Origin of the sequence: Pseudomonas sp. F(2018) (genome assembly GCF_005508865.1) — a bacterium.
Taxonomy (GTDB): Bacteria; Pseudomonadota; Gammaproteobacteria; order Pseudomonadales; family Pseudomonadaceae; genus Aquipseudomonas.
Genome location: NZ_SCOM01000001.1, coordinates 571404 through 593657, shown reverse-complemented (window position 1 = coordinate 593657; position 22254 = coordinate 571404). Strand labels below are relative to the sequence as shown.

Here is a 22254-nt window from a genome sequence, read left to right as displayed (position 1 = left end):
GGGGCCAGTATCTATCGGGAAACCATACGATTTATTACAGTTAGTCCTGATTTCTTAACGGATCGTATTTTTATGGTCGATCGACTTGCCGCGCTGCTAGGACACTTCTCCGTCAGTGCCCGCACTTTTCAAACGGACCCTCTATGCGGCATCAACGAACTGGATGGCTCTCTGGCCTATGGGCAATTGCACTTGCTGAAGAGCGGGAAGGCTGAGGTATGGCACGGCAACACCAGGGCTCATTGCCTCGATGGCCCCACCCTGTTGTTTTATCCGCGCCCGATTGCGCACCGTTTTGTCACCGACCAGGAACATGGCGCCGAATTTGTCTGCGCCCACATTGAATTCGAAGGCGCCGCCGCCAACCCCCTGGCGAACGCCCTCCCCACGTGCGTGGGCCTTCCCTTGGCGCAGATGCCCGACAGCGTGCCGGTGCTCACCCTGCTGTTTGCAGAAGCAGAAGCTGCCAACTGTGGGCGTCAGGTCATGCTCAACCGATTGTTCGAGGTGTTGCTGATCCAACTGCTGAGGCAGTTGATGGAAAGCGGCGGCGCCCACGTCGGCTTGCTCGCCGGTCTCGCACACGTTCAGTTGCGGCGTGCGATCGTCGCCATTCATGACGCGCCGGAAAAGAACTGGTCGGTTGAATCGCTCGCAGGTGTAGCGGGGATGTCCCGGAGCGTGTTCGCCAACCAGTTTCGCGACGCGCTGGGTGAGACACCCGCCGGTTATCTCCAGCGCTGGCGGATCGGGCTCGTACAAAAATGGCTGAAGAATGGCCAACCGCTTCGACTGATTGCCGAGGAAGCAGGCTACAGCGGAGAGTCCGCCCTTTCGCGCGCCTTCAAATCACAGTGCGGAATTTCGCCCAAGGCTTGGCTGCGTCAGCAGCGGGCGGAGAGAGCAGAGTAATACCGCTACTCGATCACGCATTGACATATCGGTAAATTTCGATATCGTGAAGCCATGGAACTACTCGAAGTTTTCAAAGCGCTATCGAACCGGACCCGACTCGAGATCTTGAAGGGTTTGAAGGATCCGGTGAAAAGCTTCCCTCCGCAGGATGAGGGTGACGTACTCACGGTCGGCGTTTGCGTCAGCAGTATTCAGGAAGGCGTAGGACTGTCGCAGTCGACGGTGTCTGATTATCTCGCGACGCTGCAACGCGCCGGGTTGGTCGAAGTCAGGCGCATCGGCCAGTGGACCTACTACAAGCGCAACGAAGCCGCCATCAGTGCCCTTGCCGAGATGATAGGTGCAGAGCTGTAATTTTTTGCCACCAGATATCGTCTATTCCCGATATCCCTATTAGTAGAAATGAGGAGTCATGATGATCTAGAACGTCCGGATTCTTTGCTTACATATATCGATAATTCCCAATATCCCTTTTTATAGAAACGAGGTTCTGCAATGAAAGCGATGATGCTCAAATCCTTCGGTGGCCCGGAGGTGTTCGAACTGCATGATGTGGCCAAGCCAGTGCCAGGCACGGGCCAAGTCCTGGTCCGCGTGCACGCCAGCTCCATCAACCCTTTGGATTATCAGGTCCGCCGCGGTGACTACTCCGGCCTAGTCCCTCTTCCGGCGATCACCGGTCACGACGTTTCCGGCGTTGTCGAAGAAGTCGGGCCGGGTGTGACGGCTTTCGCCCCCGGTGACGAAGTCTGGTACACCCCGCAGATATTCGATGGCCCGGGAAGTTATGCCGAGTACCACGTTGCTGACCAAGGCATAGTCGGGAAGAAACCTGCCTCGCTGAGTCATCTCGAGGCGGCAAGCCTGAGTCTGGTCGGCGGAACGGCGTGGGAAGCACTGACCGTGCGAGCGGCGCTAAAAGTTGGCGAAAGCATCCTGATCCACGGTGGTGCCGGAGGCGTCGGCCATGTAGCGATCCAGTTGGCAAAGGCCATTGGCGCGCGTGTCTTCACGACCGTGCGCGAAGCGAACGTTGAGTTCGCACGAAGCATGGGTGCCGATGTAGTCATCGACTACGAAAAGCAGGATTACGTCGACGCTATCAATCGGGAAACGGATGGCCGCGGAGTCGATGTGGTGTTTGACACGATTGGCGGAAACACATTGTCCCGAAGCCCCGACGTCCTCGCTCAACTCGGCCGAGTTGTCTCAATTGTGGATATCGCCCAGCCACAGAACCTCATTCAGGCATGGGGTAAGAACGCTAGTTATCACTTCGTTTTCACCAGGCAAAACCGCGGCAAGCTGGATGAACTGAGCACATTGGTAGAACGCGGTCAGCTGCGTCCGCACGTGGGTGCCGTCTATTCGCTTGCCGACCTTGCGCTCGCCCATGCGCGGCTGGAGAGCTCCAACAACGGTATCCAAGGAAAGGTCGCGATCACAGTCGCGCCCTAGCCTCAAAGCTGAACTCACCTCAGGAAAAAATCCCATGATTTATGAGATCGCTGTACTGCCCGTTTACAAAGATCAGATCGAAAACTTCAGGAATGCGTTTGCCCAGGTTGCACCTTTGCTCTGCCGCGCCAAAGGTTACTGCGGGCACATGCTGGCCCAGGGGATCGAAACGCCGCACCGATTCAATCTGATCGTACGCTGGCAATCACTCGAGGATCACACTCCGGGCTTCGAAGCGAGTGAAGACCATCGGATGTTCATGCTGGGCCTGCAGACTTACTTCTCTGAAGAACCGCAGGTCTATCACATTGAGGGAGCGGCCTTTGCTTTTGCTACAGGTGACCCTTCGTTCGGAGGCTGATCTGACCCGCTATCGGTCGATTGCACCCTGTCGCGAAGGGCTGCAATTGGCCGAGAGCGGGTTGGCGGCAACCTACAGCAATGAGCGGGGCCACATAACGAGCCGATTCCCGATTTCGGCCAGAAGAGCGCATTCATTGCCGCTTTCCATTCCAGCCAATCAAGCCATATCGCTCTGACTGAACTCCTCGGCAAGAAAGTCGATGAGCGTGCGCACCGACGGCAGCAGGCCGCGGCGTGAAGGGAAGATGGCGTGGACGATGCCGCAGCGGGGAGTCCAGCCCGGCAGCATCTCCACCAGCCGGCCGTCCGCCAGTTCCTCGCGTACCGATACCCGTGGCAGGTGGGCTATGCCCACCCCGGCCAGCGCGGCGTTGCGCAGGGCGAGCAGGTCGTCGGTGACCATGCGCGGCCGGTGCGGGATCACCAGCCTGGCCTCGTCCTGCAGTAGTTCCCACTGGTAGTCGCGCTGCGTGCCGCCCCAGTGCAGGCTCGGCAGCCGGCCCAGGTCCTCGGGCTGGAAGCCCGCCGGCAGGCTGGTCAGATGGTCCGGGTGGCCCACCAGGCACTGGGTACTGGCGCCCAGCACCTTCATCACCATGTCGGTGTTCTCCAGCGGCGGGAAGCGTACCCGCAGGGCGATGTCGAAGCCCTCGTGGAGCAGGTCGACCCGGCGGTTGGTGCTCTCGATATACAGCTCAACCAGCGGGTACCTGAGCATGTAGCGGCTGAGCATCGGCCCGACCCAGGAGTTCAGCAGCGTGGTGGGGCAAGCCAGGCGTACCAGGCCGCGCGGCTCGGCGCGGTTGCGCTCGACCACCTCGGCCGCGCCCTCCGCCTCCACCCGCATCGCCAGGCAGCGCCGGTAGTACTCCTGGCCGATCTCGGTGAGTGACAGATGCCGGCTGGTGCGGTTCAGCAGGCGTACGCCGAGGCGCTCCTCGAGCTGGGCGATGCGCCGGCTAAGCTTGGACTTGGGCATGTCCAGCGCGCGCCCGGCAGGGGCGAAGCCGCCGTGCTCAACGACCTGGGTGAAGTAGTAGAGGCTGTTGAGGTCTTCCATGATCGTTCTCCAAATAGAACGCTAGAGGCAATTTTCGCAGTCTAGCGCATCAATGTGTCTGAATTTAATCTTTCCTCCATGCAGTCAGCACTGCACGGCACCACCCCAACACACCCGCCGGCTCATTCGGCACCCAACTGAAACGCGAGGAACGCAACCATGACTACTTCTTTCAAATACAACCGTCTGGACAAAGATAACGCCGTCGTTCTGCTGGTCGACCACCAAGCCGGCCTGCTGTCCCTGGTTCGCGACATCGAGCCGGACAAGTTCAAGAACAACGTCCTGGCCCTGGCCGACCTCGCCAAATTCTTCAACCTGCCGACCATCCTCACCACCAGCTTCGAGACCGGCCCCAACGGCCCGCTGGTTCCCGAGCTGAAAGAGCTGTTCCCGGACGCGCCCTATATCGCCCGCCCCGGCCAGATCAACGCCTGGGACAACGAGGACTTCGTCAAGGCGATCAAGGCCACCGGCAAGAAGCAGCTGATCATCGCCGGTGTGGTCACCGAGGTGTGCGTGGCGTTCCCGGCCCTGTCGGCCATCGAGGAAGGCTTCGAGGTGTTCGTGGTCACCGATGCCTCCGGCACCTTCAACCAGATCACTCGCGATTCCGCCTGGAGCCGCATGACCCAGGCCGGCGCGCAGCTGATGAACTGGTTCGCCGTGGCCTGCGAGCTGCACCGCGACTGGCGCAACGACGTGGAAGGCCTGGCCAAGATCTGCTCCGACCACATCCCGGACTACCGCAACCTGATCACCAGCTACAGCGCCCTGACCGCCGCCAAGTAAGCCACCCATAAACAGAAACCGGAGCCCGTATGGGCTCCGGTTTTTGCGTTGGGCTCAAGCTGCGCAGGCACCGCATCTATTGCGGCAGCTTGGCGATCACCTTGATCTCGAAGTCGAAGCCGGACAACCAGGTCACGCCGATGGCGGTGACGGTGGGGTAAGGCGCTTCACCCCAGTACTCGGCGGCCACCTCCCAGATGGTCTCGAACTTCGCATCGGGATCGACCATGAAGATGGTCGTATCGACCACATCAGCGAAGCTGCTGCCGGCCTCGGCCAGGATCGCATTGAGGTTGGCAAAGGCCAGGCGCACCTGCGCGGCGAGGTCCGGCTCGGCCGAACCATCCTTGCGGCTGCCCACCTGGCCGGAGACGAACAGGAAACCGTTGGAGCGAATCGCCGGCGAGTAGCGGTGCAGCTCGTACAGGGCATGGCGGTCAGGTGGGAAAACGACATCACGTTTGCTGCTCATGGCATACCTCCAGTGGGGCCATCGCGGCCCGCTGTTGACGATGGAGCCACTGTAGGAAGGCCGCCGGCCTGGATAAACGAGCAACTCTGGTCATGACTGTTTGTAGAATCCAAACTATCCAGACCCGAGTGAGACGTGAAATGGACCGTTTCAACGCGATGCAGGCCTTCGCCCGAGTGGTGGAAACCGGCAGTTTCACCAAGGCGGCCGCCACCCTGAACATGAGCAAGACCAGCGTCACCCAGCTGGTCCAGCAGCTGGAGGCCAGGCTGCGCGTACGCCTGCTCAATCGCACGACACGCAAGGTCAACGTCACCGTCGATGGCGCGGTCTACTACGAGCGCGTCGTCAGCCTGCTGGCCGATCTGGACGACGCCGAGACCAGCCTGTCCAGCGCCTCGCTGGCACCACGCGGGCGGCTGCGGGTGGACGTGCCCAGCCCGCTGGCGCGCATGCTGCTGATACCGGCCCTGCCCGGATTCTACGCACGCTACCCGGAAATCCAGCTGAGCATGGGCGTGAGCGATCGCATCGTCGACATCATCGGCGAGAACGTCGACTGCGTGGTGCGTGGCGGCGAGATCACCGACCAGTCCCTGGTGGCGCGGCATGTGGGCGACCTGCAACTCGGTGTCTATGCGGCGCCAAGCTACCTGCAGCGCGCCGGCCGGCCAGCGCACCCGCGCGAGCTGGAAGAGGGTCGCCACACCACCGTCGGCTACCTCTGGTTTCGCACGGGCAAGGCCCTGCCCATTGCGATGCAGCGCGGCGAGGAACGCATCGAGGCCCAGGGGCGCGCGCTGCTGACGGTCGACGACGGCAATGCCTATCTCGCCGCCGGTCTCGCCGGCCTGGGCATGCTCTGGTTGCCGCACTACATGGCCAAGCCGCACCTGGCCAGTGGCGAGCTGCTGCCGTTGTTCGAGGATTGGCACATGGCCCCGATGCCCATGTATCTGGCCTTCCCGCCGAACCGCCATGTCAGCGCCAAGCTGCGAGTGTTCATCGACTGGGTAGTGGAACTGCTGGCCGAGCATGCACCGACGACAGTGCGAAATTGATGCCGCGATCACGTCACTGGTCGAGTCGCCGACTGATTAGCCTGCTTCAAACGACGGCATGGGATAACCTTGCGTCTCGAACCAACCATGAGCCGTGAATTGAACGATGGGTTTTGAGCAACTAGCTGAGCTACGTGACCGCCTGCGGGCCGAAAAAGAGCAGGTGAAAACCGAGAGCGCTAAACCGCGCAGGCGGAAGCCCTCCCAGCCAACCAAGCCTCGCGAGCAGGACCCTGCGGTGGAAGCGATCTGGCGCTTGCAGATGCACTTCCCCCTGGCCTTCCCGGTCAATCCGGCGCCCAAGGTGCCGCTCAAGGAAGGCATCCTCAAGGATGCCGAGCAACACCTGGAGCTGCTCGGCATCACCGCCGAACAGCTCAAGCTGGGCCTCGCCACCTGGTGCCGCGGCAGCCGCTACTGGACCAGCATGACGGAGAACGCACCGCGCCTGGACCTGCAAGGTCAGGCAGTTGGCACGGTGACGGCGACTCAGGCGCAGCATGCGAAGCAACAGGCCAAGCGGCAGCGCATGCAGGCACGGCGTAATCAGTCGAAGCCGAAGGAGCCTACCCAGGCTCCCGCTGCCGACACCGCAGCGGAACAGGCTGCGGAGTAAAGCGCTCGCGCTCGATATCGAGTCGCCCGATCAAACCCCGTCACTGGCAAGCAGCGCAAAGGGCTGCTTGCCAACGCTGCCGATGGAGCGAGAGGTGATGGTGCGGCGATTCGACGGCATCAAGAGCGCTGCAGCCAGCTGAGGAATTTGCCCTTCTTGATCGTCACCGGCTTCTGTTCCAGCAGCGAGGCACTGGCCTGCTGACGGAAGCTCTGCAACTTGGCCAGCGCGCTGCCGACCTCGCTGCGCTGCTCCAGGCAGGCCTCCAGCGCTTCCTTGTCGAGACGGTAGAGCACCCCCGAACTGAGCGCGGTGAAACGCGCCTCGGACGGCGTGCCGAAGGTGACGCCCTGTTCACCCATGACCTCGCCGGGGCCCATGCGTCCGGCCTCGATCACTTCGCTGCCCTTGGGCACGGCTGCCGATATGACCCCGGTGCCGATCAGCAGCAGCTGCTCGCTGACTTCGCCGACTTCCAGCACCACCTGGCCCTTGCTGAAGGTCTGCGGCACTAGCAGTTCGGCCAGGCGATCCTTGTCCTCGGCATCCAGCGTGCGGAAGATCTTCACGTCGTCGAGCAGCGCGCGCTGGCGGCTGCGCGGCACATCGTCATGCTCGGTGCCACGCAGAATGCCAGCGGCCTGCAGATGCCGGTGAGCGAGGTCGAACAGCTGATTGCGCACCTCGCTCGAGCTGCTGCCGGCGGCCACGAAGGCACTCATTTCGTACTCAACCATGCTCAGGTCGGAGCTCTTGACCGACACCTTCGCCCTGGGCTTCTGCAGCAGCGCGCTGACGCCCTGCAGGGCGCGGTTGAGGGCATCGAGCACCAGGATTGGTCGCACCTGCACCGGCACGCTGATGCTCAGTTTGACGTTCTCGATATCGGTGGAGCGATTGAGGTTGAGAACCTTGGTCTTGGCGGCCACCGAGTTGGGGATCACCACGGTGCTGCCCTGGCTGGTGCGCAGGTGAGTGGCGCGCCAGTCGATCTCGATCACCTTGCCTTCGATGCCGTCGATCGAGACCCAGTCATCCAGGCGATAGGGTTTGGTGGTGTTCAGCACGATGCCGGAGAACACGTCGCCCAGGGTGTTCTGCAGGGCCAGGCCGATGACGATGGCGACCACGCCGGAGGTTGCCAGCAGGCCCTTGACCGGCAGCTGCATGATGTAGGCCGCCGACGCGACTATGGCCGCGAGAAAGATCACCGCCCCCAGCACGTCCTGCAGCAGGCGCCCGGTGTGGCCGCTGCGCGGCATCAGCAGCACGCCGAGCACCACGGTCAGGGTGCGCGCAAAGAGCAGCCACCAGGCGATACCCAATGCGGAGCCGAGCATGCTCAGCGCCGGCTCGCTCCACGGCGGCGGCTGCAGCGGGCTCATCCCGGCGCTGACGATGGCCAGGCTGTAGGCGATGAAGATCCCCAGGCGCAGCAGCACTCGCAAGACCTTGGCCTCGGCCGGCAACAGGCGCCAGCACGCGAGGTCGGCGAGCAGCAGGCCGACGCCGATGGTGAGTGGGTGTTGGGCGATCAGTGCAAGCATGGCGGGTTCCACGGCAGAAAAAGGAACAGGCACCAAGCATGACTGGATTGCCGGCAAAGATGAATGGGACTGCGACCACATCTTCGGCCGGCTCTCGACGCCAACCGCGGCTGAAGCGGCCATCCAAGAGCGGGCTCGCCGGTCGACCTGGGGGCTGCTGCACGCCAAGCGCTGCGCAGCGCCGCCACGCCCACCGGCATACAGCTGACAGCCATCTGCCCGGACCATTAGGCTAGTGTCAGGCGCCGCACCGATGGCGGCCCCATCCACTCGGCAAACTGGCGGTGAGCGTGGACAGGTTTCAGGAAATGAAAGTGCTGCTGGCCGTCACGGAAGCGCAGAGCTTTGCCGGTGGCGCCAAGCTGCTGGGCATGTCGCCACCGAGCGTGACCCGGGCGATTGCCGCGCTGGAGAACCGCCTCGGCACCCTGCTGCTGGCACGCAGCACCCGCAGCCTGCGCCTGACCGAAGCCGGCCGGCGCTATGTGGAGGACTGCCGGCGCATCCTGCTCGAACTGGAAGAGGCCGAAGAACTCGCCGCGGGCGCCAGCGTGCGGGTGCGCGGCACCCTGACGGTCACCGCGCCGGTGATGTTCGGCGAGCTGCATGTGATCCCGCTGATCAGCAGCTTCCTCGCCGAGCACGCGGAGCTGAACATCAACGCGCTGCTGGTGGATCGCCCGGTCAACATGGCCGAGGAAGGCGTGGACGTGGCCATCCGCATCGGTCGCCTGCCGGAGGGCGACTACCACGCGCTGAAGGTGGGCGAAGTGCGCTCGGTGATCTGCGCATCGCCCCGCTACCTGGACCAGGTGTCCAGGCCGCAGACCCCGGACGACCTGCTGACGGCGCAGATCATCATGACCTCCGCCAGCGCCGCAATGACCCCGTGGCAACTGATGGGCCCCAGCGGCCCGATGACCCTGCCCCTGAAACCACGCCTGACCGTCAGCTCCAACCAGGCGGCGATCCGTGCGGCAAGCCTGGGCGGCGGCTTCACCCGCGTGCTCTCGTATCAGGTGGCCGAAGCCCTGGGCAAGGGTGAACTGGAACTGGTGCTGGAAGACTTCGGCACGCCACCGCTGCCGATTCATGTGGTCTCTCTCGGCTCGCGGCCATCGGCCAAGGTGCGCAGCTTCGTCGATTACTGCGTGGCGCGTTTTCGACAGAACCCCGCGCTGAACGCCGCCACAGCCTCATGAACCGCTTTCGCGAAATGCAGGTGTTTCTCGCCGTGGCCGAGGCTGGCAGCCTGGCCGCGGCGGCGCGCGCCGTGGGCTTGTCCACCGCCACCGTCATGCGCACCCTCGCCACGCTGGAGGCACGCCTGAATGCCACCCTGCTGCTGCGCGGTGCACGGGGCACGGTCCTGAGCCCGGCCGGCACGCGGTTCGCCGCCAGCTGCCGGCAGATCCTCGAGGGTGTAGAGCAGGCCGAACGTTCCGCGATTGGCCAGCACGCACGCCCGGCCGGGCAACTGAAGCTCTCGGCACCGCTGCTGATGAGCCATCGGGTGCTCACCCCTGTGGTGCTGGATTATCTGGCGGCGTTTCCCGAAGTCAGCATCGTCACCGAAACCCGCGAAGACCTGCCGCGGCTGGTGGAGGATGGCATCGATGTGGCGCTAGTGGTGGGCCATCTGCCGGACTCCAGCGGCTTTGCCGTTGCCGTCGGCGCCGTGGCGCCCATCGTGTGTGCGGCGCCGGCCTACCTGCAGCAGTGGGGCCGGCCGCTGAGCCCGGACGATCTCCACGCCCATCAGACCATCGCGGCCAGCAGCACCGGCCATGTGGTCGAGTGGCGTTTTCGCGGGGAGCACGGCGTGCGCCTGGTCCGCCCTGCCCCGCGCCTGAATTGCACCACCCAGCAGGCGGCGATCCGCGCGGCCACCACCGGCCTGGGCCTGGTGCGCTGCATGAGCCATGAGGTCCACCACGAGCTGCAGACCGGCCTGCTGGTGCCGGTCCTGAACGACTTTTCCCTGCCCAGTATCCCCGCTCACCTGATCTACCGTGAAGGCCGCCGCGCCGCTGCGCGCACGCGTACCTTCATCGACTTCAGCGTACCGCTGCTGCGCGCCCATCCCGCACTGCGGCAAGCCTGACGCCCTGCAGCAGCCAACCTGCTGCGCCTGCATAATTTCACAAAACGCAATTATCGATTGCGTTTCTTGGCGATTCCGCCGCCGAGTGCATTGACTCAATCTACAGCCATCGACGCGAACCCACCCCCACGCTTCGGTTTCGATCACTCTCACCCAAGGAATCACCGCCATGTCCCGCGCTCCGATCAAGCTCTACCATTTCCCGCTGTCCGGCCACGCTCACCGTGTCCAGCTGATGCTGTCGCTGCTGCAGCTGCCCACCGAGCTGGTCTTCGTCGACCTGGCCAAGGGCGAGCACAAGCAGGAGCGTTTCCTGGCCATCAACCCCTTCGGCCAGGTGCCGGCGATCGACGATAACGGCGTGATCCTCAGCGACTCCAACGCCATCCTGGTGTACCTGGCCAAACAGTACGGCGAGGGCCGCTGGCTTTCCGAAGAGCCGGCTGCGGCAGCCCGGGTGCAGCGCTGGTTGTCGGTGGCTGCCGGACAGCTCGCCTTCGGCCCGGCAGCGGCCCGCCTGGTCACCGTATTCGGCGCCAAGTTCAACGCCGAAGAAGTGATCAACCGCGCCCATGCCCTGCTCACCCTGATGGAAGGTGAACTCGATGCCGTGCCCTTCCTGACCGGCTCGACGCCGACCATCGCCGATGTCGCCAACTACAGTTACATCGCCCATGCCCCGGAAGGAAACGTGTCGCTGGAGGCCTACCCGAACGTGCGGGCCTGGCTGCAACGCATCGAAGCACTGCCCGGTTTCGTGGCCATGCCGCGTACCGCTGCGGGTCTGCAAGCCAACTGAGTGTCGACCAGGCTGCCGGATTTCCCGGCAGCCCTCTCAAGGAGCGCCTCATGGACCATCTGCCCAAGCACCGCAAATCGCCCTGGCACGTCGGCGAACGCCAGCTGCAGGAAAGCGTGCACGCCATCGAACGCATGGAAGTGATCGGGCAGAAGGTCATCCGCGACTACATGCCCGACCAGCACCGCGAGTTCTACCACCAGCTGCCATTCATGGTGGTCGGCGCGGTGGATGCCGACGGCCGCCCCTGGGCCACTCTGCTCGAAGGGCCGGAAGGCTTCGTCACTTCGGCCGATCCGCAGCATCTGTTCCTCGCCACTGAGCCCGACTCCCGAGACCCGGCCGCCGCCGGACTGCAGGCGGGCAACGCCATCGGTATGCTCGGCATCGAGCTGCATACGCGCCGGCGCAATCGCATCAACGGCGTGATCCAGCAGGTCTCGGCCGCAGGCTTCGCCGTGGAAGTCGAACACTCCTACGGCAACTGCCCCAAGTACATCCAGGAACGCTCCTACACCCGGGTCACCGCGCCGTCCGGCAGCCTGCCGCCGCGCCAGGACTTCACCGGCCTGGACGACTACAGCAGCGCGCTGATCCGCGCCGCCGACACCTTTTTCATCGCCAGCTACGTCGAACATGACGACCACAGCCGCTCGGTGGACGTCTCCCACCGCGGCGGCCGCGCCGGTTTCGTCAGGGTCGAAGGCAACCGCCTGACCATTCCCGACTACGCCGGCAATCTGTTCTTCAACACCCTCGGCAACCTGCAGGTCAACCCGATCGCCGGCCTGCTGTTCGTCGACTTCGCCACGGGCGACGTGCTGCAACTCAGCGGGCGCACCGAGCTGCTGCTCGACAGCCCGCTGACCAAGTCTTTCGAAGGCGCCGAGCGGCTGTGGACGGTGGACGTCGAGCACGTGGTGCTGCGCCCGGCCGCTGTGGGCATTCGCTGGCAGTTCCACGACTACGCGCCGACCAGCCTGGCCACCGGCACCTGGGCGGAGGCCGAGGAGCGCGTGCGCCAGTACGAGCAGCGCCGGCAATGGCAGCAATGGCGCGTGGCGCGGGTGCAGCAGGAGAGCAGCGACATCCGCTCGCTGTTCCTCGCCCCGCTGGACAACGCCAGCGTGCCTTTCGCCGCCGGCCAGCACCTGCCGATGCGCCTGCAGCCCAGCGACGAGGCCCTGGTCAGGACCTACACCGTCTCCAGCGCGCCGTCCGACGGGCATATCCGCATCAGCGTGAAACTGCAGGGCAAGGCCTCGCGCCACCTGCACGAGAACGTCCAGGTCGGCGACCTGCTGGAGGTGCGCGCACCGCTGGGCAGCTTCACCCTGGTCGATGAAACCGAACGGCCGGTGGTGCTGATCGGCGCCGGCGTCGGCATCACCCCGATGGTGTCCATGGCCCGCGAGCTGGTGGCGCAGAACCGCCAGCACCAGCGCGCACGGCATATCCATCTGTTCCACAGCGCCCGTAGCTTGGCCGAGTTGCCCTTCCGCGAGGAGCTGAGCGCGCTGCAGCAACAGGCGGACGGACTGCTGCATATCCACCGCGCCCTGAGCAGCCCCGGCGCCGAGGCGCAGCTCGACCGCGATTACCAGCTGGCCGGCCGCCTGAGCTTCGCCCAGGTCAAGGCGCGCCTGCCGCTGGATGACTACGACTTCTACCTGTGCGGTCCCAGCGGTTTCCTGCAGGACATGTACGACGGCCTGCGCGGTATCAACATCCCCGACCAGCGCATCCACGCCGAGGCCTTCGGCCCCTCCACCCTGCGCCGCTCGCAGAGCGAGCAGCCGCCGAGCCTGGAGCAGCCCCCGGCGGCCACGGTGCCGGTACCGGTGTACTTCTCCGCCTCGGCCACCGAGGCGCGCTGGAAGCCCGACAGCGGCAGCCTGCTGGAGTTGGCCGAAAGCCGTGGCCTGAGCCCCGAATTCAGCTGCCGTGGCGGCTCGTGCGGCACCTGCGCCGCCAAGCTGGTCAGCGGCGCCGTGCACTACCCCAATCCGCCGGCGCAGTTGCCGGACGGCGACAAGGTACTGATCTGCTGCGCCGTGCCGGCGCAGACCGAAGACAGCCCGCAACCCCTGGTGCTGGATATCTGACGAGGAGGCCGCGAGATGAACAGAAGCGATTTGCGCAGTTGGGAAATGCAGCCGTCCGTGCAATGGCACGACGCGCCCACCTCTTCGTCGCCGAACCGTGACGCCATGGAGTGGGAGGCGAACCTGCTGCTGCCGCAGATGGCCGCCGCGCTGGAACACCCCTGCTCCGCCGCATCGGCCAACCGCCTGCTCAGCCTATGGCGCGCACTGCGCACCGGCATTCGTCAGCCAGTCGCCGGCGCCGCGCGCCACTGAACGCCCCCAATTCCCTTCGCCAACAGGAGCAAGCCCATGTCCACGCCCGAAATCCGCCAGCCGGTGCCGCCCTTCACCCGCGAGACCGCCATCCTCAAAGTGCGCATGGCCGAGGATGGCTGGAACAGCCGCGATGCGGCCAAGGTGGCACTGGCCTATACCCCCGATACCAAATGGCGCAATCGTGCGGAATTCGCCAGCAGCCGCGCCGAGGCGCAGGCGTTCCTCACCCGCAAGTGGAACAAGGAGCTGGAGTACCGCCTGATCAAGGAACTGTGGGCCTTCAGCGAAAACCGCATCGCCGTGCGCTACGCCTACGAATGGCATGACGACTCCGGCAACTGGTTCCGCTCCTACGGCAACGAGAACTGGGAGTTCGCCGACAACGGCCTGATGGCCCACCGCTTCGCCTGCATCAACGACCTGCCCATCAGCGAGGCCGAGCGCAAGTTCCGCTGGCCGCTGGGCCGGCGTCCGGATGACCATCCGGGGCTGTCGGAGCTGGGCCTGTAACGACGCCAGGCGACCCGCTTCCGGGTGGAGGCGGGCCTGCCCAGACGGCGCTATCAGCGCAGCTTTTCCATCATCTGGTAGTACCACATGCCGGCAGCCAGCATCGGGTTGCCGAACACATCGCCCATCGGCACCTTGATGTGCTTGCAGGCGGCGAAGGTGTCGTAGTGGCCGAGGGTGCCGGTCAGGGCGTTGGCCATGATCTCACCCATGATGTGGGTGGTGGCGATGCCGTGGCCGGAGTAGCCCTGGCAGTACCAGACGTTCTGCGACAGCTTGCCCAGTTGCGGGATGCGGTTCATCACGATGCCCATGGCGCAGCTCCACTGGAACTCGATCTCCACACCCTTGAGCTGCGGGAAGGTGCGCTCGATGCACGGGCGCAGCTCGCCTGCGATATCGCGCGAGTCGCGGCCCGAGTAGTTGGCGCCACCGCCGAACAGCAGGCGGCCGTCGTTGGTCATGCGGTAGTAGTCGAGCACGAAGCGGCAGTCGTACACGGCCAGGGTCTGCGGGTTGAGCTCCTTGGCCAGCTCACCCAGCGGCGCGGTGGTGACGATGCCGCCCATGGCCGGGAAGATCATGCCTTTGAGCTGCTTGCGCGCCAGCTTGTGGTAGACGTCGCCGGCCAGCAGCACCTGCTTGGCGTCGATGCGGCCCTGGGCGGTGATCACCGCCGGGTTGGCGCCCTGGACGATGTCCAGCACCTCGGAGTGTTCGAAGATCAGCGCGCCCAGGCTCGCGGCGGCCTTGGCCTCGCCGATGCACAGATTCAGGGGATGTAAGTGCATATTGCGGGTGTTCTTGATCGCACCCAGGTAGATATCGGTTGCCAGGTGCTCGCGCACGCCGGCGGCGTCCAGCAGGCTCACGTCGTCGCCCATGCCGCGCTCGATGGCCTCGGCGTAGGAGGCGCGCAACTCGTCCATGTGCGAGGGCTTCATCGCCGCATGCAGGTGGCCGTGGCGCAGGTCGCACTGGATGCCGTACTTGGCCACGCGGTTCTTGATGATCTCGTGGCCGCGCCAGCGCAGGTGCCAGATGAAGTCGTCGACTTCCTCGCCCAGGGTGTTGCGCATCTGCTTGCGCATGGCCGCATCGCCGGACAGGCTGCCGGTGACCTGACCGCCGTTGCGCCCGGTGGCGCCCCAGCCGATCTTGTTGGTCTCGACTATGGCTACCTTGAGGCCGCGCTCGGCCAACTCCACCGCAGTGGCGACGCCGGTGAAGCCGCCGCCGATGATGGCGACGTCGACGCTGACCTGGCCCTGCAGGGTCGGGTAGTTGGTCTCCTCGTTCAACGTGGCGCTGTAGTAGGACTTGGCCCGCTCGGCGGCGGCGATCACGGGTTGGGTGGCGGCGTTCATCGTTGCTTTCCTCTGGGCCGCCCCATCGCGCGGGTCGGCTGTTGTTGTTCTGTATCGGGTGCTGGTCAGGCGCCGGTTCGTCTTGTCATCAGTTGGCGGTATGCGCGCAGCAATCGAGCGGGACGCATCGCTGCCCAGGGCGTGGAAAAAACGCGTGGTTCGGCAGATGAAGTTTGCAAACCAGGGCGTCCGCGCACGGGCGCGGGGCAGCGCTCAAGGGGCGAGCGGGCCATCCGGTGGGCGGGCGTGGCGGCAGTGCCACAGGGCCCAGAAGGCGAGGATTTCCGGGAGCAGCGCGTCAGTGCCGTCGGCCCTGCACGGGCAAGGACTGGACGCGAGGCTGGAACGGCGGCTGGGCGAACTCATGAAGGCGAGACTCGCACGGCGGTTAATCCAGGTTAAATCCGATTCTTTGCACGCTCAGTTCATCCATCACTAAACAATTTCGGCTCACGGCTGATACTGAAACGGCCGGCCCAGGCCCTCCTCGATCTGCCCGGAGAGGTACCAGACGCCTGCCAGCACCCCGCGGTCCGGGCTGCTCAGCAGCGCCCTGGTCTCCTGGTCGAGGGCCACCGCCAGGCTTCGGCGCAACTGCGCCTCGCTCTCCGGGCGATCGGCGTCACGGCTGATCAGGGTGAAGATGGTCGCGCCCAGGGACAGCGCCGTACCGGCCGCCCTGCCCACCATGGCGGCCACCGCGCTGACCGCGCCACTGGTGGTCATCTCGTCGACCAGCCGCTCGCTGGTGCGCTGGGCCACCAGGGAGATGCCGGGGTCGGCCGACCAGTCGCCGCCGGGCACGGCGCCCACCCGTTCGAGCAACCCGGCATAGGCCGGCAGGCGCTCCAGCGGGTCGGCGTGGATCAGTTGGTAGAGGCTGGCGCCCGGTTCGCCGGAGATCACCGGCAACGCGGCCAGGCGCTGGTCGAACTGCTCCTGGGGCACGCCGTGGCGCCCGGGGATGCTCCGCAGGCGCATGTCCAGTTGGCGCACATAGAGGCGGGTGGACCCATGCAGAATGCGCTCGGGTGAAACTTCCTCGGCCACCGGCTCGAGCACCAGCTCCTGGTACTCCTCCTGCAGGTAGGCGGCCAGGCGCCGCACCGTGGGGTCGTCCTCGTCGGCGCCGAGCTTGTACCAGGACACCTTGAAACTCAGCCACTGCTGAGTCCAGTAGCCATAGAACCAGGGAATGAACTCCTCGTCGGTCTGCCGCTGCACCAGCGCCAGCCAGCGTTGCATGGCCTCCAGCGCGTGCTGGCGAGCCTGATCCTCGGCACTGCGCGAGGCGGCGGCGATGTCTTCGTCGACCTGGCGCCAGGTGCTGGCGGAGACATGCACCGGCGGGTCGCTGGCGCAGCCAACCAGCAACCCGGCCAGCAGCGGGATGCACAGGTGCCGGCTCGCGGCGACCAGCCATGCGGTGCTCATCTGATATCGCCTGCCCGCCGCTGCGGCGAGCCGCCCTTCCCTTTCCGACAGGTCGCGGGTGAAGCCCCGCTACCCGCCCGGCCCCCGCTCCAACGGAACGTCCAGCACGCCCGACCCTGGTGGTTTCAGTATAGGAGCCGGCGCCTCGGCGGAGCGCAGAAACGACAACCGCCCATGAGGGCGGTTGTGTTGGTCGCGGCAATGGCGGCGCGGGTTATTCGCGTTGCAGCTCTTCCTGCTTGGCCAGGAATTCCTCTTCGAGCAGGGCATCGGTGAGCAACACGTCGCCGGCTTCGACGAAGCGGCCGGTGGAGAGGGGCTTGCCTTCCAGGCGCCCGGTCAGGTGTTCCAGGGCGTGGCGCATTTTCTCGGCGGCGCCGTCGATGGCCAGGCCCATGGCCTCGGCCTTGTGCGTCACGGAGATGGGCTGATGGCCCTTGGGCCGGGCCTCGATCTGGCAGCGCTTGTCGTCGCCGCCGGACTTGTGCGCGTTCTCGTCGCTGATATGGACGACCACCCGGGTCAGCAGCTCGTCGAAATGTTCGAGCCTGTCCATCACCTCCGCGCTAACCCATTCCTGAAGCCGAGCACTACCTTCGATCTGATTGGTGCGAACTTGAACTTGCATGGGGCTTCCTCGTTTTCCTGGGGTGTTCCGAGGTACTGCGGCTGCGGGGTCAGGCGGGTGAAGCATCTCCTCTGGTGTGCCTGCGAAGCGCCGTGCGCCGACCATCGGCGCACCACTCCCCTTGCTGGGCCACACAACTTCGAATGGACCGGTGGCATCCACCACGGTCCGAATGAATCTCTGGCTCCAGTCTTACTACAGGCGCTGCCGGCGAGCAAATCCAGTATGTCGCACCCCCGCCGCACGAGTGTTGCAGCAGATTGCGCTAGTCGGCCTGCCGCGCCTTGCGCAGGCTGGCCATCATGCGCTCGGCGTTCTCGTTGCACAGCATGCCTTCAGGCTTGTTCTCGATATCGGCGATGGTGGCCAGCAGCTGCGCCTTGTTCTGCGCCAGGCGCGCCTGCATCGCCTCGATTTCCTCGACCTTGCGCTTGAGCGCGGCGAGCAGTTCGTCGTGGGGCCAGCTCTGCGCCACTGGGTCGGGCAGCAGGCGGCGGATCTCCTCCAGGCTGAAGCCGGACTGCTGGGCGCGGGTGATCACCGCCAGGATCTGCTCGGTCTGCGCCGGATACTCGCGATAGCCGTTGGCCTGGCGCTGTGCGGCGATCAGCCCGCTGGCCTCGTAGAAACGGATACGCGAGGCCGCCAGGCCGGTGCGCTTGGCCAGTTCGCCGATCTTCATGGAAATGCTCCGAGGGGTATTGACCTTGAAGTTCACTTTAATCTTAGGCTTCGCCCATCGTCCACCGGGAGAACCCTTCATGAGCCCCTTCCAGCCCCTGCAACTGCCCAACGGCACCCGCATTCCCAACCGCATCGCCAAGGCTGCCATGGAAGAGAACATGGCCAGCATCGACCAGGGTCCTTCCGCCGAACTGCTGCGCCTGTACCGGGCCTGGGCCGAGGGTGGCGCCGGCTTGCTGCTGACCGGCAACGTGATGATCGACCGCCACGCCATGACCGGCCCCGGCGGCGTGGTGCTGGAAGACGACAGCCTGCTGCAGCGCTTCCGCGAATGGGCCCAGGTCGGCCGCTCGCGTGGCGCGCAGTTCTGGATGCAGCTCAACCACCCGGGCCGGCAGATGCAGGCTAACCTCGGCCAGCCGACCGTGGCGCCCTCCGCCGTGCCCCTGGAGCTAGGCAGTTTCTCCAAGATGTTCCCGCTGCCCAAGGCGCTGGATGACGCGGAGATCGGTGAGCTGATCCACCGTTTCGCCCGCTCCGCCGAGCTGGCCGAACGCGCCGGCTTCAGCGGCGTGCAGGTTCACGCCGCCCACGGCTACCTGCTCAGCCAGTTCCTCTCGCCGCTGTCCAACCAGCGCACGGATCGCTGGGGCGGGCCGCTGGAGAACCGTGCCCGCCTGCTGCTGGAAGTGGTCAAGGCCGTGCGCGCGCGCGTTGCGCCGGGCTTCTGCGTGGCGGTCAAACTCAACTCGGCGGACTTCCAGCGTGGCGGCTTCGACGCCGCCGACGCCAAGCGCGTGGTGGAGATGCTCAACGAGCTGGACGTCGATCTGGTCGAGCTGTCCGGCGGCAGCTACGAGGCGCCGGCCATGCAGGGCGACGCCCGTGACGGCCGCACCCTGGCGCGCGAGGCCTACTTCCTCGAGTTCGCCAGCGAGATCGCCGCGGTGGCGCACATGCCGGTGATGGTCACCGGCGGCATCCGTCGCCTGCCGGTGGTGGAAAAGGTGCTGGAGAGTGGCGTGGCCATGGCCGGCATCGCCACCGCCCTGGCCATCGACCCGGCGCTGCCCGAGCACTGGCGTCAAGGCCGCGAGCGTCGCGCCGAGCTGGCGCCGATCGCCTGGAAGCGCAAGGCCCTGGCCTCGCTGGCCTACATGGCGGCGGTGAAGTTCCAGCTGCGCCGTCTCAGCCAGGGCCACCAGCCCAACCCGGACGTGTCGCCACTGCGCGCCCTGATCGGCGAGCAGCTGCGTATCGCCCGCCGCGCCCGCCAATACAAGCGCTGGATCGCCAGCCGCGCCGGTTAGCGCAGGCCGTCCAGGGCCTGGCGGCTGCGCTCGAACCAGCCCAGCAGGTAGTCCGCCAGGGCCTGGGTGCGGCGCGGCAGGCTGCCCTGCCAGGGATGCACGAGGAACACCGGCGTGCTGCGCGTCTGATGATCGCGCAACAGCCAGACCAGGCGGCCGTCGGCCAGCTCGTCCTGCACCATGTAGGACGGCAGGCGCGCCACCCCGGCGCCGCTCAGCGCCGCCTTTTTCAAAAGGCTGTAGTGGTTGCTGGCCAGGTTGCCGGATACCCGCACCCGCTCCAGCTGATGCTGACGGTGGTACAGCCACTCCTCGAAACCGCTGTAGTGGGTGTTCAGCAGGCACCGGTGCGCGCCCAGCTCGGCCGGCGTCTGCGGCTTGCCGTGGCGCGCCAGATAGGCCGGCGCGGCGCAGGTGATCTCCTGCAGGGCGAACAGCGGCTTGGCCACCAGGCGCTCGTCCGGACGCACGCCGGAGCGGATGGCCAGGTCGAAGCCGTCCGCCACCAGATCGCGGTAGACATTGGCCAGGTCCAGCTCGACCCGCACCTGCGGGTAGCGGCTGGCGAAGTCCAGCAGCAGCGCATCGAAGAAGGTCTCGCCGAGGGAGACCGGCACGGTCAGGCGCACCGTGCCGCTGACCTCCTCCTGCAGGCTGCGCACCACCTGCCGTGCGCGCTGGGCCTGGGTCTGCAGCGCCTGGGCCTCGGGCAGTAGCGCGGCGCCGGCGGCGGTCAGGTGCAGCCGGCGCGTGGTGCGGTGCAGCAGCTGGCTGCCGAGGCTGCGCTCCAGGCCGCTGATGCGTTTGGACAGCTGTCCCTTGCTGCAGCCCAGGCGCTCGGCGGCGGCAGTGAAGCTGCCGGCCTCCACCAGCAGGGCGAAGGCGGCCAGGTCTTCCAGTTCGCTCATGGCGCGGCGCTCATTGTTTCCTGATGAGAACCAAAGGTTTCACATTGCCCGGATTATTGGCAACAGCGCAGCACCTAAGCTGGCCCCGTCACTCAACCAGTACGGAGCCACTCCATGAAAATCATCCTGATCGGCGCCAGCGGCACCATCGGCCGCGCCATCGACCACGAACTCAAGGACCGCCACCAGATCGTCCGCGTCGGCCGCAACAGCGGCGAGCTGCAGGTGGACATCACCGACCCGGCCTCGATCCGCCGCCTGTTCGAGCAGACCGGCCGGTTCGATGCCCTGATCAGCGCCGCCGGCAACGGCCACTTCGGCCCACTGGAGGAACTCACCGCCAAGGAGTTCGCCGTGGGCCTGGACGACAAGCTGATGGGCCAGGTCAATCTGGTGCTGATCGGCCGCGAGTTCGCCAACGACGGCGCCTCATTCACCCTCACCTCAGGCGTGCTCAGCGAAGACCCGATCCGCTTCGGCAGCGCCCTGAGCATGGTCAACGCGGCGGTGGACGGCTTCGTCCGCGGCGCAGCCATCGAGCTGCCGCGCGGCCTGCGCATCAACAGCGTGAGCCCGACCGTGCTGGAGGAGTCCTTGCCCAGCTACGGCCCCTACTTCCGCGGCTTCAAGGCGGTACCGGCGGCCAGCGTGGCGCTGGCCTACGCCAAGAGCGCGGAAGGCCGGCAGACCGGGCAGGTCTATCGCGTACTGTGATCCCCGCGGTTGCCTGAGCGTGCCAGCGGTGGCACCGTGGTGGGGTGTTTCAGACAAGGACGCCCCTCATGACCCGATCACTGCAACTCTCCGCCCTGCTCGCCTGCGCGCTGCTGGCCGCCTGTTCCTCCAGCCCGGACAAGCCGGCCGCCGCGAGCAAGGGCGATGGCCGCTGCAACGCCGAGGCGGTGCAACATCTGGTGGACCAGCGCATCACCACCGAGATGGCCGAGGAAGCCCGCGCAGAAGCCGGCGCCGAGCACCTGCGGGTGACCCAGCCGAACCAGCCGGTGACCATGGACTACAACCCGCAGCGCCTGAACATCGACATCGATGAAGACGACACCATCATTCGCCTGAGCTGCGGCTGATGCGGGCGCTGCTCTGCAGCCTGCTCGCCACCTGCGTGGTCGGCCAGGCTGCAGCCCTGGGCCGGGAAGTCGGCTATGGCGAGGCCCGCGAGCAGTTCGCCAGTCTGCGCCAGGTGCTCGATTGCGGCAGCTGGAAGATTGGCGAGAACCACGGAGACCTGCGTCTGCTGCGCTACTCGCAATACGGCCAGGACCTGATCTTCGTCGATCGCATCGCCCCGGATCAGGCAGGTGCGCTGTGGCGGGTGGAACAGGGCTACGGCTTCGCCGAGGTGAACAATGACCACGCCGAACTGAGCTTCGCCCGGCTCCGCTGCTCCAGCGATGGTGCCACCCGGGTGACGGTGGAAGGCCTGGCCGAGAATGGCCACGAGCAGAGCGACTGGCAGATCCGCATCGACCTGAACCTGGAAAGCGGCGCCTACAACTACGACGCCAGCCCGGCCGAATAACCCTCGACGCGCATCTCCATGTACCGGATCAGGCCGCTTTCCACCAGGCGGCCGAGCAGCTGCATGTGCGGCAGTTGCAGATGCGCCTCCAGCGCCTGCTCGGAAGCCCACTGCCCGCACAGCTGCCACTCCTCAGGGCACTGCTGGTCGTGCAGCAGCTCGCAACCCTGGCAGGCGGCATCGCGCTTGGCCCGCAGCAACAATTCGCACAGACGCAGGCCGAGCTCTTCGCCGCGGCCTTCCCGGGCCTGGAAGCGCACCAGGCTGGTGATTGCTTGACTCATTGCATGTCTCCCGCAAGAGCCGCCCCTTGCGGGGCGGCGTAT

General features: G+C 65.7%; 26 protein-coding genes. 17 read left to right on the top strand and 9 right to left on the bottom strand.

From position 1 onward, the window contains the following. The first annotated feature begins 72 nt into the window (after positions 1 to 72). The 4 genes from FFS62_RS02825 (at position 73) to FFS62_RS02810 (ending at position 2734) form a co-directional block, all read left to right on the top strand. Positions 73 to 912 carry an AraC family transcriptional regulator gene (locus FFS62_RS02825; protein WP_137971289.1) on the top strand — a complete coding sequence of 280 codons (840 nt, stop codon included), beginning with the start codon at positions 73 to 75 and terminating at the stop codon, positions 910 to 912. A 54-nt stretch (positions 913 to 966) separates the two neighbouring features. Further along, positions 967 to 1269 carry a helix-turn-helix transcriptional regulator gene (locus FFS62_RS02820; protein ID WP_137971288.1) on the top strand — a complete coding sequence of 101 codons (303 nt, stop codon included), beginning with the start codon at positions 967 to 969 and terminating at the stop codon, positions 1267 to 1269. Positions 1270 to 1410: 141 nt separating this feature from the next. Beyond that, the gene (locus FFS62_RS02815; RefSeq protein ID WP_137971287.1) at positions 1411 to 2373 is read left to right on the top strand and encodes a zinc-dependent alcohol dehydrogenase family protein; all 963 of its coding nucleotides are present in this window, start codon (positions 1411 to 1413) and stop codon (positions 2371 to 2373) included. 34 nt (positions 2374 to 2407) lie between these two features. Next, the gene (locus FFS62_RS02810) at positions 2408 to 2734 is read left to right on the top strand and encodes an antibiotic biosynthesis monooxygenase (RefSeq protein WP_137971286.1); all 327 of its coding nucleotides are present in this window, start codon (positions 2408 to 2410) and stop codon (positions 2732 to 2734) included. Between the two features lie 159 nt (positions 2735 to 2893). Here FFS62_RS02810 and FFS62_RS02805 read toward each other — a convergent pair whose 3' ends face one another. Continuing rightward, entirely contained in the window at positions 2894 to 3796 is a 903-nt protein-coding gene (locus tag FFS62_RS02805; RefSeq protein ID WP_137971285.1) for a LysR substrate-binding domain-containing protein, read from the bottom strand. 159 nt (positions 3797 to 3955) lie between these two features. Between FFS62_RS02805 and ycaC the strand changes: the two genes are divergently transcribed. Continuing rightward, a complete protein-coding gene (gene ycaC / locus FFS62_RS02800) occupies positions 3956 to 4588 on the top strand; it encodes an isochorismate family cysteine hydrolase YcaC (RefSeq protein ID WP_137971284.1) in 633 nt (210 codons plus the stop codon). A 76-nt stretch (positions 4589 to 4664) separates the two neighbouring features. Here the strand turns inward: ycaC and FFS62_RS02795 are convergent, their stop codons facing one another. Further along, positions 4665 to 5060: a RidA family protein gene (locus FFS62_RS02795; protein ID WP_137971283.1), complete on the bottom strand. Its 396-nt coding sequence runs from the start codon at positions 5058 to 5060 to the stop codon at positions 4665 to 4667. A gap of 140 nt (positions 5061 to 5200) precedes the next feature. On the opposite strand from FFS62_RS02795, the gene FFS62_RS02790 reads away from it, so the two are divergent. Together FFS62_RS02790 and FFS62_RS02785 are read left to right on the top strand one after the other, a co-directional pair. Then, positions 5201 to 6121, top strand: a complete 921-nt coding sequence (locus tag FFS62_RS02790) for a LysR family transcriptional regulator (protein ID WP_137971282.1) — start codon at positions 5201 to 5203, stop codon at positions 6119 to 6121. Positions 6122 to 6227: 106 nt separating this feature from the next. Next, entirely contained in the window at positions 6228 to 6737 is a 510-nt protein-coding gene (locus FFS62_RS02785) for a ProQ/FinO family protein (protein WP_137971281.1), read from the top strand. A 119-nt stretch (positions 6738 to 6856) separates the two neighbouring features. Here the strand turns inward: FFS62_RS02785 and FFS62_RS02780 are convergent, their stop codons facing one another. Then, on the bottom strand, positions 6857 to 8284 hold the full coding sequence (locus FFS62_RS02780) for a mechanosensitive ion channel domain-containing protein (RefSeq protein ID WP_137971280.1): 1428 nt from the start codon (positions 8282 to 8284) through the stop codon (positions 6857 to 6859). Between the two features lie 308 nt (positions 8285 to 8592). Here FFS62_RS02780 and FFS62_RS02775 point away from each other — a divergent pair, with 308 nt between their 5' ends. The 6 genes from FFS62_RS02775 to FFS62_RS02750 all read left to right on the top strand — a co-directional run bounded on the left by FFS62_RS02775 (position 8593) and on the right by FFS62_RS02750 (position 14060). After that, positions 8593 to 9486, top strand: coding sequence for a LysR family transcriptional regulator (locus FFS62_RS02775; protein ID WP_171016253.1), 894 nt, complete (start codon positions 8593 to 8595; stop codon positions 9484 to 9486). Then, on the top strand, positions 9483 to 10388 hold the full coding sequence (locus FFS62_RS02770) for a LysR family transcriptional regulator (protein ID WP_137971278.1): 906 nt from the start codon (positions 9483 to 9485) through the stop codon (positions 10386 to 10388). The genes FFS62_RS02775 and FFS62_RS02770 overlap by 4 nt, the downstream gene beginning before the upstream one ends. A gap of 169 nt (positions 10389 to 10557) precedes the next feature. Then, positions 10558 to 11187 (top strand): glutathione S-transferase family protein, encoded by a 630-nt coding sequence (locus FFS62_RS02765; protein WP_137971277.1) that lies wholly within the window; start codon positions 10558 to 10560, stop codon positions 11185 to 11187. 50 nt (positions 11188 to 11237) lie between these two features. Next, complete coding sequence (locus tag FFS62_RS02760) at positions 11238 to 13292, top strand: pyridoxamine 5'-phosphate oxidase family protein (protein ID WP_137971276.1); 2055 nt, start codon at positions 11238 to 11240, stop codon at positions 13290 to 13292. Positions 13293 to 13307: 15 nt separating this feature from the next. Further along, positions 13308 to 13547 carry a hypothetical protein gene (locus FFS62_RS02755; RefSeq protein ID WP_137971275.1) on the top strand — a complete coding sequence of 80 codons (240 nt, stop codon included), beginning with the start codon at positions 13308 to 13310 and terminating at the stop codon, positions 13545 to 13547. A 36-nt stretch (positions 13548 to 13583) separates the two neighbouring features. Continuing rightward, positions 13584 to 14060: a nuclear transport factor 2 family protein gene (locus FFS62_RS02750; protein WP_137971274.1), complete on the top strand. Its 477-nt coding sequence runs from the start codon at positions 13584 to 13586 to the stop codon at positions 14058 to 14060. Between the two features lie 53 nt (positions 14061 to 14113). Here FFS62_RS02750 and FFS62_RS02745 read toward each other — a convergent pair whose 3' ends face one another. From FFS62_RS02745 to FFS62_RS02730, 4 genes are all read right to left on the bottom strand, one after another. Beyond that, complete coding sequence (locus FFS62_RS02745) at positions 14114 to 15427, bottom strand: FAD-binding oxidoreductase (protein ID WP_137971273.1); 1314 nt, start codon at positions 15425 to 15427, stop codon at positions 14114 to 14116. Between the two features lie 450 nt (positions 15428 to 15877). Further along, entirely contained in the window at positions 15878 to 16861 is a 984-nt protein-coding gene (locus tag FFS62_RS02740; RefSeq protein ID WP_137971272.1) for a hypothetical protein, read from the bottom strand. A 214-nt stretch (positions 16862 to 17075) separates the two neighbouring features. Continuing rightward, positions 17076 to 17489, bottom strand: coding sequence for an HPF/RaiA family ribosome-associated protein (locus tag FFS62_RS02735; RefSeq protein ID WP_137971271.1), 414 nt, complete (start codon positions 17487 to 17489; stop codon positions 17076 to 17078). Positions 17490 to 17754: 265 nt separating this feature from the next. Next, positions 17755 to 18171 (bottom strand): MerR family transcriptional regulator, encoded by a 417-nt coding sequence (locus FFS62_RS02730; protein WP_137971270.1) that lies wholly within the window; start codon positions 18169 to 18171, stop codon positions 17755 to 17757. Positions 18172 to 18250: 79 nt separating this feature from the next. On the opposite strand from FFS62_RS02730, the gene FFS62_RS02725 reads away from it, so the two are divergent. After that, positions 18251 to 19483, top strand: a complete 1233-nt coding sequence (locus tag FFS62_RS02725; RefSeq protein WP_137971269.1) for an NADH:flavin oxidoreductase/NADH oxidase family protein — start codon at positions 18251 to 18253, stop codon at positions 19481 to 19483. Here the strand turns inward: FFS62_RS02725 and FFS62_RS02720 are convergent. Continuing rightward, entirely contained in the window at positions 19480 to 20391 is a 912-nt protein-coding gene (locus FFS62_RS02720) for a LysR family transcriptional regulator (RefSeq protein WP_137971268.1), read from the bottom strand. The genes FFS62_RS02725 and FFS62_RS02720 overlap by 4 nt on opposite strands. Before the next feature lie 114 nt (positions 20392 to 20505). Here FFS62_RS02720 and FFS62_RS02715 point away from each other — a divergent pair, with 114 nt between their 5' ends. The 3 genes from FFS62_RS02715 to FFS62_RS02705 all read left to right on the top strand — a co-directional run bounded on the left by FFS62_RS02715 (position 20506) and on the right by FFS62_RS02705 (position 21928). Further along, entirely contained in the window at positions 20506 to 21105 is a 600-nt protein-coding gene (locus tag FFS62_RS02715; RefSeq protein WP_137971267.1) for a short chain dehydrogenase, read from the top strand. 68 nt (positions 21106 to 21173) lie between these two features. Next, positions 21174 to 21476: an I78 family peptidase inhibitor gene (locus FFS62_RS02710; RefSeq protein ID WP_137971266.1), complete on the top strand. Its 303-nt coding sequence runs from the start codon at positions 21174 to 21176 to the stop codon at positions 21474 to 21476. Then, positions 21476 to 21928: a hypothetical protein gene (locus FFS62_RS02705; RefSeq protein WP_137971265.1), complete on the top strand. Its 453-nt coding sequence runs from the start codon at positions 21476 to 21478 to the stop codon at positions 21926 to 21928. The genes FFS62_RS02710 and FFS62_RS02705 overlap by 1 nt, the downstream gene beginning before the upstream one ends. Here FFS62_RS02705 and FFS62_RS02700 read toward each other — a convergent pair. Further along, complete coding sequence (locus tag FFS62_RS02700; RefSeq protein ID WP_137971264.1) at positions 21904 to 22212, bottom strand: putative quinol monooxygenase; 309 nt, start codon at positions 22210 to 22212, stop codon at positions 21904 to 21906. The genes FFS62_RS02705 and FFS62_RS02700 overlap by 25 nt on opposite strands. Positions 22213 to 22254: the final 42 nt, after the last annotated feature.